The organism is Streptomyces sp. NBC_00440, from assembly GCF_036014215.1.
Lineage (GTDB): Bacteria > Actinomycetota > Actinomycetes > Streptomycetales > Streptomycetaceae > Streptomyces.
On the sequence record NZ_CP107921.1, the window covers coordinates 6,375,105 to 6,388,721 of the forward strand.

The following is a 13,617-nucleotide window of genomic DNA, read 5'->3' on the forward strand; positions in this document are numbered from 1 at the left end:
GGGTGAGGGTGAGGTGAGGTGAGGTGGGAGGGTGCGTGCACCGGCGACAGAGGACGGCATCCTTGCCACCGGCTCTCTCACGTGCGTGACCGTGGGTCTCCAGAACTCGACCGCATCGGTGCACGGCTCGTCGTGTCAGAGCGCGGCGAGTTCTTCGGCGACCTCACGCAGGCTCGCGGGGGACAGGAACCCGCCCGAGAGCGCGACAAGGTCGATGAGCGGTGTGGCCCCGACGATCTGGAGGAGCTCGGAGTCGACGAGTCCGGGCATATGACGGCGCAGGATCTCCACCGCCATGGGATCGGAGATCAGCGCCTTGACCGGCGTGCGCAGCGAGAGGCGGCCGGCCGGGTAGTCGTCGGCGCGCGGCATCGGCTCGGCCGCCTTGCCGGCCTGTTCGGCCTGACGACGGGCCAGTAGATGTTCCTCGCCCACCGGCCCATCGGCGGGCAGACCGAGCCGTTCGTACTGACTGGGTGGTGCGTCCGTGGCACGCATCAACTCCACCATGAGGGTGGCCATACGCTGCTCGGCGTCGTCGTCAATGATCGGCGTCCGCTGCTCGGGGTCGCTCGCCAGGTCGAACAGGAGCGTGCCGTGCTGGTAGGGATTGAAGAACGTCCGGCCTTGGGTGCGCAGGGTCCGTACACCCTTGGTGAAGGTGAAGGGTTCCGCCAACTCGGCGCCGGCCAGCTCCGCGGGTGAGAAGCGCCCGCGCATGTGGGTCGGCATCAGCGTGTGTTCCTCCAGGGGAGCGTTCTGCGGGGTGGCGGGGGCGCGCATGTAGACGTGCCGGCCGTCGGTGAGGTTGACGTGGCCGCCGTGGATACCGAAGAGGCCGGCCTCGCGGACGGCGGTGTCGTCGGCGACAGGCAGCGGCGCGCCCTGCATGTCGGCGGGCACATCGACATCGAAGTAGTCCAGGAGCGTCGGCGCGATGTCGATCGTCTGGACCAGGGCCTGCCGGTGCTCGCCCGCCGCCTGCACCCGGGGGTCCCACGCGAACAGCGGCAGCCGGACCAACTCGTTGTACCAGGGCTGGACGCTCTTGCCCCACCAGCCCTTCTCGCCGAGCAGCAGACCGTGATCGGTGTTGACGATCAGGAGGGTGTCGTCCCACAGACCCAACTCGTCCATGGTGTCCAGGACGCGTCCCAGCGAGCGGTCGCACATGGACAGCAGGGCCGCGTACTCGTAGCGGGCGTGCTCGACCTGGGCGTCGGTCTGTGTCACCCGCGCGTAGTCGGGCCAGTCGAAGTTGGGGCCGTCGTAGTCGTGCGGATAGAGGTCCTTGTACTGCTGGTGACTGAAGAAGGGCTCGTGCGGGTCGAACGTTTCGATCTGTACGAACCAGCGGTCCTCCTCCCGGTTGGTATGGATGAACTCCAGTCCGGCGTCGAACGTCAGAGTCTGCGAGTGACGGTCCTCGGTCGGCATGTAGGCGCGGTTCACCCAGTCCTGCCTGAAGCCCTCGGAGCGCAGCTTCTTCAGGGTTTCCGGGATCGGCGGGTCCGCCACGTGGCCCTTCCACGGGTCGCCCTCCTGGCCGCGGAAGAACTCCCAGGTGTTGTAGCGGCCGTGGTAGGTGGCCCCGCCGTCCTCCCAGTAGTGCGGGTGGTCGCTGACCAGGTGCGTGTACACGCCGTTCTGCTTGAGCAGCTCGGGCATGGAGTCGTCGAACGGCTCCAGCGGTCCCCAGCTGCGGTGCAGGAAGTTGTAGCGGCCGGTGTGGAGCTCACGGCGGGCCGGCATGCACGGCATCGAGCCCGCGTAGGCGTTGTCGAAGGCCACCGTGCGCTCCGCGAGCCGGGCGAAGTTGGGGGCATGCGTCCAGTCACCTCCGTACGGGGGCAGCAGGTGCCGGTTCAGACTGTCGAACATCACCATGATCGCCTTCATGACGAGGACGACTCCTTTCGTGCGGGGGTGGGTGGGACGGTTACTCGGGCGGGGACTTTCCGGCCGTTCACGAGGCGGGTTTCGTGGACGGCTGACGGGAGGCGGCGGTGTCAGGGCCGCCGCCTCCCGGGACAAGGACGGACTCAGCAGCCGGTGTTCACCCAGCCGGGCTCTCACCGACGGCGGGCAGGATGCGGCTGCGTCCGACGGCACCGAGCCAGCCGGCGGAGGGCTTGGGGGTGCGGGCGAAGGTCTCGCGGTCGACGGCGATCAGGCCGAACGTCGGCTCGTAGCGGCCCCATTCGTAGTTGTCCAGGGCGCTCCAGTGGAAGTAGCCGCGGACGTCGATGCCGTCGTGCATGGCGCGGGCGAGAGAGTCCAGGGCGCCGGCGGTGTAGTGGACGCGGCGGGCGTCGTCGGCGGTGGCGATGCCGTTCTCGGTGACGATCAGCGGTGTGCCGGGTACGAGCGCGGCGCAGTGGCGTACGGCTTCTCCGAGAGCCTGCGGGTAGTACTCCCAGCCGGTGAGGGTGCGTTCGACGTCGTCGGGAACGGGCAGCGGCCCGTCGGGGCCGATGAGTCCGCGGGTGTAGGACTGCACGCCGAGCCAGTCGTCGCCGCGGGCGGCCTCCAGGAAGACATCCTCACGCGGGTAACGGAACGCCGTCGCGACGTCCTCGGCGCCGGGCAGCGCCTGATAGACCTGGTTGGCGACGGACCAGCCTGTACGTACGTGCGGCGCGCGGGACTTGACCGTCTCGACGGCGCAGGCGTGGGCCCGGATCAGGGCCTCGGTGGTGGCCTCGTCCGGCAGCAGCAGCCCAACTGACTTCTGGAAGCCGTCAGTTGTGAGCGCGCGCTGAATGGCCGCCATGACCGCGACCATGTTGGGCTCGTTGATGGTGCAGACATGGTCGACACCGGAGGCGAAGACGAGTGATGCCGCTTCGACATAGCGGGCGAACAGCTCGTCGGATCCGGCGGCGGCCCAGCCGCCACGCTCCATGAACCAGCGCGGGGTGGTGAAGTGGTGCAGCGTCACCATGGGGCGCAGGCCGCGGTCGAGAGCACCTTCGACCATGCGCCGGTAATGGGCGACGGCAGCGCGGGAGAACTCACCCGGTGCCGGTTCGATACGTGACCACTCGATGCTGAACCGGTAATCGGTGAAGCCGAGTTCGGCGAGGAGGTCCATGTCCTCCGGCCAGCGGTGGTAGCTGTCGCAGGCGTCACCGCTGGGTTCCTTGATGACGTCGATGCCGCTGTGCTCGAAGGCCCACCAGTCGCTGTTGGTGTTGCCGCCCTCGGTCTGGTGCGCGGAGGTGGAGGCGCCCCACAGGAAGCTGCCGGGCAGGTGGCGATCGGAACTCATGGTCAGGTTCTTTCGTGTGTACGGGAATGGGCGCGGGCGACGGGGCCACGGGGCGGCGGTGGCGGGGCGGGGCGGGACACCGCACGGCTGAGTGACGCTTCCGGCCGTGCGGCGGTGGATCAGGCTTCGGTGGTGGCCCGGGCCTCGCCGGCGGCGGCGACCAGCGCGGCGATGTGGTCGTGTGTGACGCCGGCGAGGAATGCCGGTATGCGTGTGAGCGGCAATGCGGCTGCCATGGCGGAGATCTCGGAGGCGTCCAAGGTCACGGACACGGGGGAGTCGGCCAGGTCGGTCGCCATGGCTGCCGCGAGCAGCGGGCCTCCGACCGGATCGGCCAGCCACTCGCCGATCGTCGAGTCGGCGGCGAGCCGGCCCGGGCGTGCAGTGCCGTCGCAGTGCACGGTGGCCCGAAGACGCACGTCGCGGGAGGAGGCCCCGATGCGTAGCTCGAACGCACCTGGGTCGACCCTCCATCCGCTGTCGCGCGGCGACCAGTATGCGAAGGACCGTTCGTCCAGATCGAGGGTCACGCGGGTGTGCTCGCCCGGGTCCAGGAACACCTTCTCGAACGCCTTGAGTTCCTGGACGGGGCGCCGCAGCCGCGACACCGGCTGGTGGACGTACAACTGCGTGACCTCCGCTCCGGCCCGCGAGCCGCTGTTGGTCACGGTGAAGGAGGCGGCGAAGCGGTTCGGGCCTGTTTCGGTCACGTCGAGATCGCTGTAGGCGAAGGTGGTGTAGCTCAGGCCGTGGCCGAAGGGGTGGGCGACCGCCTTGCCGAGGGTGTCGTAGGAGCGGTATCCGACGAACAGGCCCTCGCCGTGGTGGACATGGCCGTCGCCACCGGGGAAGTGCAGATAGGACGGGGTGTCCTCCAGGCGCAGCGGGACCGTTTCGGTGAGTCGTCCGGAGGGGTTGGCGATGCCGAACAGCAGGTCGGCGAGGGCCGATCCGCCGGCCTGACCGAGCAGCCAACCCTCCAGCACCGCAGCGGTCCTGTCCTGCCACGGGGTCATCTGCACGGTGGCGCCGTTGGACAGGACGACGACGATGCTCGCGTCGGTCTCTGCGACGGCGTTCAGCAGGGCGAGCTGGTCGGCGGGGAGCAGGATGTCGGTGCGGTCGAATCCCTCGGACTCGGCCGCATCGGGCAGCCCCAGGAAGAGCAGCACCTGCGCGGCACCGCGCGCGGCCTCCACGGCCTGCTCGACGAGCTGTCCGTCCGGGATTCCGTCGAGCGTGAACCCGGTGGCAAAGCGGATCCGCGCGGGGTCGGTGACGGTCGCCCGGATGGCTTCCAGCGCATTGTCGACGCGGGTAGGCACCACGTGCGAGCTGCCGCCGCCCTGGAATCGGGGTGTTTCGGCGAAAGCCCCGATGACGGCGAGGGGGGTGCCGGCGTGCGGATCCAGCGGCAGCACGCTGCCCTCGTTCCTCAGCAGCACCGCCGATTCGGTGGCGGCCACCCGGGCCAGGGCGTGGTGCTCCTCCGCGCCTGCGGCGGTATCGATCTCGGTGTCCCGGGCTCGGGCGGTGCGTTCGATCAGCTCAAGGACCCGCCGCGCGGAGGCGTCCAGGTACTGCTCGTCGAGGTCGCCCGCGCGCACGGCCTCGACCAGGGTGTGGTCCGCGCCGGACGGCGGCATCTCCAGGTCGAGGCCGGCTTCGAGCGCGGCGGCACGGTCGGACACCGCGCCCCAGTCGCTGACCACCAGGCCGTCGAAACCCCACTCGCCGCGGAGTACGTCGGTCAGCAGCCAGCTGTTCTGGCTGCACGGGACGCCGTTGACACCGTTGTACGCACACATGACGGTGGTCGGCCGAGCCGTGGTGACGATGTGCTCGAACGCGGGCAGGTAGATCTCGCGCAGGGTCCGCTCGTCCACCTCGGCACTGACCCGAAGACGGTCCGTCTCCTGGCTGTTGACCGCGAAGTGCTTGAGCGACGTGCCCACGCCGAGGGACTGCACACCGTTGACCCAGGCCGCGCCGACGCACCCTGTGAGGAGCGGATCCTCACTGACGTACTCGAAGTTCCGGCCGCCCAGGGGCGAGCGCTTGATGTTGACGCCCGGCCCCAGTACGACGCCGACCTGATGCGCGATCGCCTCGCGGGCGATCGCCCTGCCCACCCGTTCCACCAGGGAGGGATTCCAGGACGAGCCGAGGCCCACCAACGGCGGGAAACATGTGGCGGGCACGCTCGTCCCGATGCCCAGGGCATCGCCTCCCTCGGGCTGTTTGCGCAGGCCGTGCGGGCCGTCGGCGAGCATGACCGGTGCGATTCCGGCCTTCGGCAGCGTCTGGGTGTGCCAGAAGTCGCCGCCCGAGGTCAGCGCCGCCTTCTGACCCAGCGTCAGGTGTTCCGGTCGCTTCGTGTGCTTGCTGTCATGCATGGGGGTCCGTTTCGGTGAAGCCGCAGGAGGAGGGCTGAGGAGGCCCCGGCGACGGAGCGGCGAGCAGCACATCGCTGCGCAGGGGAGCTGAGGATTTGACCCGGTCAGCATGGGATTAAAAACATTGAGTGTCAATGTTTTCGACAGGGAGGCTCGCCCGGCGGCCTAGACTCGCGTGGTGAGCAGCCGCAGCCCCAGGGGCCCCTACCGCAAGACCGTCGCCAGGCGGGAGCAGATCATCGACGCCGCCCTGGCCGCCTATACGGAGGCCGGGAGCCGTGGCGTTTCCGTGCGGGACATCGCCCAGCGTGTAGGCATGACCGATGCCGGGGTCATGCACCACTTCGGCAGCCGCGAGGAACTGTTCACCGCCGTCCTGCAGGCGCGGGAGAAGGCCGATCGGACCGCGTTCGGGGATGCCGGCAGTGATCCGAAGGCGGCATTCGAACTCCTCGCCCACAACGCCACGACGCCCGGCCTGGTCAAGCTCTTCCTGGACGTTGCCGCCGCGGCGGCCGAACCTGACCATCCGGCCCATGCCTACTTCACCGAGCGCTACCCCCGCCTTCGCGAGAGCCTGGGCAGTCTGCTGACCGACGGCGTCGAACACCGGCAGGACCTCGGGGCCGAGCGCAGTACACCTGACGCGGACTGGGCGGCGCGGATCCTGCTGGCGGCGGTCGACGGCCTCCAATTGCAATGGCTCCTTGACCCGGACATCGACATGGCCGCTGACATGGCCACGCTCAGCGAGGTACTTCTGGGAGTGGTGGCCGCCGATGGCGGTCAGGTGCAGCGGACAGTCTCGGACGATGCGCCGACCACGGGAACGTGACCCGCATGGTGGACGGGGCTGTGGTGCGCACGGAGCCGGCCAGCCGGCTGACGTTTTCTCCTGTTCCGTAAACGGCCGAGGTCCGTGACGATGCGGTGGATCGCGTGGTTGCGTCGCCTCATCGTGATCGACTTCCCAGCACCTGGGAGCTGTCCGGCCGATCGCGAGGTGAGGGCCCTCAGCGCCTGATCGATCAGGGCGTTTCTTTGCTTGAGGCCTCCCTCAAGAGACCAAGGCGAGGCCCGGCTGAGTACGACAGTCAACGGGCCCGTCGCGCGAGCCGGGTGAGCAGCTCATGGGCGCCGCCCGCGGGGTCGGTACGTCGACCGCTTCGCACGCGACCTGCACACCTGATTCGCCGTTATGTCGATGACCGTCGACCCGTCGCTGGTCATCGGCGGCGGAGGCGTCTCCCGAGCCGGCGACAACATCATCAAGCCGGTCCGCCGGTCCGCCGGTCCGCCGGTCCGCCGGCACCTGGCCGATCTGTGCCTGTTCCCGACGGAACTGAGGGCCGCCTCAAGTCCCGGCGGCGAATCCGTGGCGCTCGGGGGTCGCGGGTGGTCCGCCGATGCTCCGAACACGCCCACGGCTGAGTGAAGTTGATCGATGCGGCCTCGTTCCAATCAATCCTGCGCGGACGTTACTTGTGCGAAACCTTGACGCCGTGCGAGCGGCTGCTTACCCTCAGGCGTCTGAGCGAATCTGATTGGTTTAGTTGTTTCAAGTGTGTTTAGCGATCGGTTTCACACATCATTCCGCCGGACCAGCAGTCATCCATCGATGAGGACGTCGTCGCTCCAGGAGACAAGCCATGTACACGCACAGAGACAAACGGCAGGCGGGTGGCGGGGACCGCTTCGTGGCCGTCGCCGCCGTCCTGGCCCTGATCATGGCCGCTGCGGCGGTCCTGCTGGCCCCGGCCCGAGCCGGCGCAACCGCGTTGCCGGGCACGTCGATAGCGGTCAACGGCCAGGACTCCGGCCGTACCTTCGACGGGCTCGGCGCGATCAGCGGCGGCGGTGGCAACACCCGGCTGCTCACCGACTACCCGGCCGCACAGCGCAACGCGATCCTGGACTACCTCTTCAAGCCCGGATACGGCGCCAACCTCCAGATCCTCAAGGTCGAGACCAGCGGGGACGGAAACACCACTTCCGGCGCCGAGCAGACGATCGAAGAGACCCGGGGGGCGATCAACTGCCAGGCGGGGTACGAGTTCTGGCTCGCCCAGCAGGCGCTGAAGCGCAACCCCCACATCAAGCTCTACGGGCTGACCTGGGCGGCACCGGGCTGGGTCGGCTCCAGCATGTACACGCAGAACGGCATCCAGTACATCACCGACTGGCTGGGCTGCGCCAAGCAGCGCGGCCTCACCTTCGCCTACATGGGCGGCTGGAACGAGAAGGGCGGCTGGACCGCGGCCTGGTGGAAGGACCTTCGGGCCGCGCTGGACCAGCACGGCTTCTCCGGGGTCAAGTTGGTGGCCGCGGATCAGGTCAGCTCGTTCTCGGATGTCAGCGGGGCCATGGCGCAGGACGCGGACTTCGCCAAGGCGGTATCGGCCATCGGTGAGCACTACCCCTGCGGGTGGAACGGCCCCACGCCGATCTCGGACTACCCCAACGTGGAGACGTCCTGCCCCTCCTCGCAGGCCGCTCAGGCACTGAACACGCCGCTGTGGGCCAGTGAACAGGGCTCGATGAGCTACAACGCCGGCGGTCTGCCGATGGCCCGTGCCGACAACATCGACTACGTCGACGGCCGGATGACCGCGAGCATCAACTGGCCGGTCGTCGCCTCGGCCTACCCGGACGTCGGCTTCGCCGACCAAGGACTGGTCATGGCCAACGAGCCGTGGACGGGTTCGTACGACGTCGGCCTGTCGACGTGGGTGACCGCGCACACGACGCAGTTCGCGCAGCCGGGCTGGCAGTACCTGGACGGCGCCAGCGGCTATCTGGGCGGCCAGACCTCCGACCAGGTCGGCAGCTACGTGACGTTGAAGTCGCCAGGCGGCAAGGACTGGAGTTCCGTCGTCGAGACGACCCGGGCCACCGGCCCGCAGACGGTCAAGCTCACCGTCAGTGGCGGCCTGTCCACCCGGCCCGTGCACGTCTGGAGCACCAACCTGGTCTCCGGCGACCGTTCGCAGTGGTTCGCGCAGGGCCGGACGCTCGTGCCCGACGCGCACGGCACGGTGACGATGACCCTTCAGCCGAACTACCTCTACTCGTTCACCACCACCACCGGGCAGCACAAGGGAAGCACCGCGGTGCCGGCGAGCAAGCCGCTCCCACTGCCCTACTCCGACTCGTTCACCACGGGGACCCAGGGCCAGCAGGCCCGCTACCTGGCCACCATGGAGGGCGCGTTCACCGTCGAGCCGTGTGCGGGCCGTGCCGGTAAGTGCGTTCAGATGGACACTCCGGCCAAGCCGCTTGAGTGGCAGTCGAACATCCAGACCCCCTACCCCTACACGGTGGGCGGCAGCGCAGCGTGGAGCAACTACCAGGTGTCCGCCGACGTGCGTAACGCCAAGCCGGGCTCGGTCGGGATCCTGGGCCGCCAGAGCAATCTCGGCGGCACGGAGGAAGACCCGTCCCGGGTGCACTACTACTCGCTCACCCTCAGCGACACCGGCGCCTGGTCGATCAACCGCGCCGATGGCTCCGGGAAGCCCGCGGCGTCGCTGACCGGCGGAACCGTGTCCTCGGCGGCCGGGCTGAAGACCTGGCACAACCTGGCACTCACGTTCGCCGGATCGCTGATCTACGCCTCGGTCGACGGCACCACGGTCGGCTCGGTCACGGACACCTCCTTCTCCGCCGGAAAGGTCGGTCTCGTCGCCGGCGGCTACCTGGCCGGCGAGCAGTACGACAACCTGAAGGTGAGCACGCTGACCGATCCGGCCGTCCCGGTGACGCTGCCGCCCGGCACACACACCCCGGAATCGGTGACGAACGTCAGCTACGCCACCATCGGCGGCGCGGTGAACCAGTGGCAGTACAGCGGCTCATGGCAGTCCGGCGGCGGAAACACGTGGGACGACACCCCCGGCGACAAGGCGACGCTCACCTTCCGGGGGGACGGCGTCACTCTCCAGTCCATGGCCAACGACAGCAACGGCATCGTCAATGTGTCGGTGGACGGCGACTCGCCCACCGCTGCCGACCTCTACAGCAACAGCGGCGGCCTGACACCGGTGTTCACCCGCACCGGTCTCGACCCCGCCAAGCAGCACACGATGACGGTGACCGCCACCGGTACGAAGAACCCCGCATCCGGCGGCACCTTCGCCTCCGTGGCCGGTGCCCTGGTGACCGTGCCGGGCAAGGCGGTCTCCGCGCCGGTGCTCGCGAAGCCGGCGGACAATTCCTCGATCCACGCGGGCCAGGTACGGATCGAGGGCACCGCCACCCCGGGCGAACTGATCACCGTCTCGGTGTCCGGCAAGCCCGCCTGCGTGAACCAACCCGCCGACCGGCACGGGAACTGGCGCTGCGGCGCGCACGTCCCGCGCGGGCGGGCGGTACTCACCGCAGCCGGCGTCGATCCGGTGACGGGCCTGATGTCGGCGCCCACCACCCCGGTCCACGTGCTCGCCTCGTAGACCGGCTGAACATCCGGCAGCCGGGGCCGTGGGAACACGGACCCGCGGCTGCCCCGGTCGGGGACCGGCGTGGCGACACCGCCGCGCTCGGTCCCCGCTCGTGCGAGACTCGATCGCTTCGACAACGCTGCCACTCGGAGGTGTGTCATGTACCTGGAGAGACCTGGTGGTTCGGGCATCCACAGGCTCGGCCGATTCTCCGGGCCGGCGCCCCTGACGTGGACGATCATGATCGTGACCGCGCTCGTGGCCCTGTGCCTCCCGCCGTTCGCCGCCACCAGCCGGGCGGACGGCAGATCGTCGAATGTGAGCCTGGTCAACCCGTTCATCGGGACGACCGGTGCCAGCAGTACCGAGTACGGCGGCATGATCCCCAGCACGGCTCCGCCGTTCGGTATGACCAGGTGGTCGCCGATGACCCGGGACAACTACGTCAGCCGAACTCCGTACCACCTCAACGACCCGAAGATCACCGGCTTCATCGGCACGCACCAGCCGGCGATCTGGATGGGCGACTCCGGCTATGTGGTGGGCATGCCGGGGGTCGGCGCCGTGAAGACGGCCGCGGCCGACCGCGGGCTGGCGTTCACCCATGCCGACGAGACCGCCTCGCCCGCGCGCTACACGGTGAACATGCAGACGGGCGCAGGGCAGACACTCCGGACGGAGATGACAGCGACCTCACGGGTCGGGTTCCTGCGGATGACCTACCCGCACGGCGCGGAGTCCAATTTCGTCCTGCAGGCCACGCGGCCGGGCATCACGGGCCAGGTGCACGTCGATCCCCGAGCGCGGGAGATCACCGGCTACAACCCCGACCGGCAGGACAGCGACCTCGGCCCGTTCAAGGCACCCCACTTCAAGGGGTACTTCGTCGCGCGGTTCGACACCCCCTTCGCCGGCTACGGCACCGCCACGGGGGCCACCCGGTACGAGGGCCGGGCCGACCGCACCGACGGCAATGTGTCCGCGTACGTGCGCTTCCCGTCCGGCACCCAGAAGGTCCAGGTCCGGATCGCGACTTCGTTCATCTCGGTCACCCAGGCACGCGCCAACCTCGCCGCCGAAGTGCCCGACGACCAGAGCTTCGAGCAGACCGTGGCCAGGACCCGGGCGCAGTGGAGCGGCAAGCTCGACCGGGTCGATCTGACGGGTGCCACGCCTGACCAGAAGGCCGTCTTCTACACCGCGATGTACCACGCCCTGCAGTACCCGTCGGAGATGTCCGAGCATGGCCGCTACTACAGCGCCTACGACGACAAGGTCCACTCCGGCGTCAGCTACACCGGGTACTCGACGTGGGACACCTACCGGGCGGAGAACGCGTTCTTGACGCTCTTCGCCCCGGAACGCATCAACGGCATGGTCACCTCGATGCTCCAGGACTACCAGCAGGGCGGCTGGTTGCCGATGTGGAAGAACATCACGGAGACCAACATCATGGTCGGCACGAACGCCGACTCGATCATCGCCGAGGACATGGCGAAGGGCTTCACCGGGTTCGACCGCGAACTGGCCTACCGGGCGGTGTACAAGGACGCGATGACACCACCGGACCGGGACACCGAACTGGACTTCCACGACCGCGAGCAGGGCACACCCGTGGAGGCGAGAGCGGGTCTGACCACTTACAAGCGGAACGGCTGGGTCGCAGCCGACCACACCTCTGAGGCCGGGTCGCGCACGCTGGACTACGCCTACGAGGACTGGGCGGTCGCGCAGATCGCCAAGAAGGTGGGCAAGACCGCCGACGCCCATATGTTCCTGGCGCGCAGCAACAACTACAAGAAGCTGTTCAACACTTCCACCGGCTTCATGCAGTCCCGTAACCTCGACGGTTCCTGGGCCGACGGAGGGTTCACCGAGGGCGACCAGTGGGTGTACACGCTCGACGTGCTGCACGACATCCCCGGACTGATCGCCCTCAAGGGCGGCGACGAGAAGTTCGCCTCCTGGCTGGACAGTTACTTCGCCGGCGGCCACAACAACCACACCAATGAGCCCAGCCACCAGGCCGCCTACCTCTACGACTACGCCGGACAGCCGTGGAAGACGCAGGAACAGGTGCGCCGCATCGCCCGTACGAACTACGCCAACAGTCCCGACGGCCTCAGCGGCAACGAGGACTGCGGACAGATGTCCGCCTGGTATGTGCTGTCCTCACTCGGTATCTACCCGGTCAACCCCGCGTCGGCCCAGTACGCGGTCGGAAGCCCGTTCTTCGACAAGGCGGTACTCCGCCTTCCCGCCTCCTCCCGTCCGCTGGTGATCAGCGCACCGGGAGCAGCAGCGAAGCCGTACGTGCAGTCGTTGTCCCTCAACGGCCGGAGCATCACGGAGCCCTCCCTGAGCCAGACCGACCTGGTGCGCGGGGGACACCTGAAGTTCACCATGAGCTCCGCGCCGCAGGCATGGGCCGCCACCACCGCACCGCCTCCGCCGAACCCCGAACCGGCCTATGACATGGGCTGTGCCGGATGCGCGGGCAGCCGTAGCGCGCGATGAATGTCGAGGGCGGCTGTCGAATGGTTCAGCGTGATGTAGTGCAGGCCGGGGGCCTCCGCGTCAAGGAGTTGTTGCGCCAGCTCCGTCGCATGGTCGACGCCGATGCGGTGTGCCGCCTGCGGGTCGTTCCGTGCGGCCTCCAGCCGCCGGGCCAACTGATCGGGGAATGTGGCATCGCTGAGTTCGGCGAACCGGGTGATCTGCTCGAACCGTACGGGCGGCATGATCTCGGGAATCACCGGTGCGTGGCACCCCGCCGCGGCAAGTCTGTCGCGCAGACGGAAGTAGTGGTCCGCGCTGAAGAACATCTGGGTGATGGCGTACCCGGCTCCCGCCCGGAACTTCGCCGTGAGATGCCGGATCTCGCTCTCCCAGTCCGCAGACCGCGGATGCCGCTCCGGGAAAGCCGCGACTCCGATGTCGAAGTCACCGCAGCGGCCCACGAGTTGCACCAGATCGATGGCGTGCTGAAGCCCGTCGGGGTGCGGCACCCAGGGTCCCCGTGGGTTGCCCGGCGGATCACCCCGGAGTGCGAGGACGTCACGGATGCCCGCGTCCGCGTAGCGTCCGATGATGTGCCGCAGCTCAGCGAGCGAATGCCCGACGGCGGTCAGATGCGCGACCGGTCGCAGTGTCGTCTCCTCCGCGATCCGTTCGGTGATGGCGGCAGTGCGCTCCCTGGAGGAGCCTCCGGCGCCGTACGTCACGGAGACGAACGTCGGGTTCACCGCCTCCACGCGGCGCAGTGCCTGCCACAGCGTCCGCTCGCCGCGCTCCGTCTTCGGCGGGAAGAACTCGAAGGAGTACGAGCGCTGCCCGGTCGCCAGTGTGTCCGTGATGCTCCGGCGGGCTGCCGGAGCCTGAAGGGTCGTCATGGGGCGCCGCCGAAGACGGCCCTGGCGACGGTGGTGACCGGGCGGCATCCGCCTACCAGCGGTTCATGAGGGGCGGTCACCAGGTGACCGGTGGAGGCCGGGGCTCCGGTGGTGATGCGCAT

8 protein-coding genes are annotated in these 13,617 nt (G+C 68.7%); 3 read left to right on the forward strand and 5 right to left on the reverse strand.

Annotation, left to right across the window (positions count from 1 at the left end; all coding sequences use genetic code 11):
* Nucleotides 1-135: 135 nt before the first annotated feature.
* The 3 genes from OHB13_RS28645 to OHB13_RS28655 all read right to left on the reverse strand — a co-directional run bounded on the left by OHB13_RS28645 (nt 136) and on the right by OHB13_RS28655 (nt 5,667).
* Nucleotides 136-1,899 (reverse strand): sulfatase, encoded by a 1,764-nt coding sequence (locus tag OHB13_RS28645; protein ID WP_328378959.1) that lies wholly within the window; start codon nt 1,897-1,899, stop codon nt 136-138.
* Between the two features lie 157 nt (nt 1,900-2,056).
* A complete protein-coding gene (locus OHB13_RS28650; protein ID WP_328378960.1) occupies nt 2,057-3,271 on the reverse strand; it encodes a glycoside hydrolase family 1 protein in 1,215 nt (404 codons plus the stop codon).
* Nucleotides 3,272-3,390: 119 nt separating this feature from the next.
* Nucleotides 3,391-5,667: a glycoside hydrolase family 3 C-terminal domain-containing protein gene (locus OHB13_RS28655; protein ID WP_328378961.1), complete on the reverse strand. Its 2,277-nt coding sequence runs from the start codon at nt 5,665-5,667 to the stop codon at nt 3,391-3,393.
* Nucleotides 5,668-5,845: 178 nt separating this feature from the next.
* Between OHB13_RS28655 and OHB13_RS28660 the strand changes: the two genes are divergently transcribed.
* From OHB13_RS28660 to OHB13_RS28670, 3 genes are all read left to right on the forward strand, one after another.
* A complete protein-coding gene (locus OHB13_RS28660; RefSeq protein WP_328378962.1) occupies nt 5,846-6,502 on the forward strand; it encodes a TetR/AcrR family transcriptional regulator in 657 nt (218 codons plus the stop codon).
* 814 nt (nt 6,503-7,316) lie between these two features.
* Nucleotides 7,317-10,115 carry a galactosylceramidase gene (locus OHB13_RS28665; RefSeq protein ID WP_328378963.1) on the forward strand — a complete coding sequence of 933 codons (2,799 nt, stop codon included), beginning with the start codon at nt 7,317-7,319 and terminating at the stop codon, nt 10,113-10,115.
* Between the two features lie 234 nt (nt 10,116-10,349).
* Nucleotides 10,350-12,620 (forward strand): GH92 family glycosyl hydrolase, encoded by a 2,271-nt coding sequence (locus OHB13_RS28670; protein ID WP_328378964.1) that lies wholly within the window; start codon nt 10,350-10,352, stop codon nt 12,618-12,620.
* Here OHB13_RS28670 and metF read toward each other — a convergent pair.
* A complete protein-coding gene (metF, locus tag OHB13_RS28675; RefSeq protein WP_328378965.1) occupies nt 12,572-13,495 on the reverse strand; it encodes a methylenetetrahydrofolate reductase [NAD(P)H] in 924 nt (307 codons plus the stop codon). The genes OHB13_RS28670 and metF overlap by 49 nt on opposite strands.
* On the reverse strand, nt 13,492-13,617 hold the full coding sequence (locus tag OHB13_RS28680) for a hypothetical protein (RefSeq protein WP_328378966.1): 126 nt from the start codon (nt 13,615-13,617) through the stop codon (nt 13,492-13,494). Before OHB13_RS28680 ends, metF begins: the two co-directional genes overlap by 4 nt.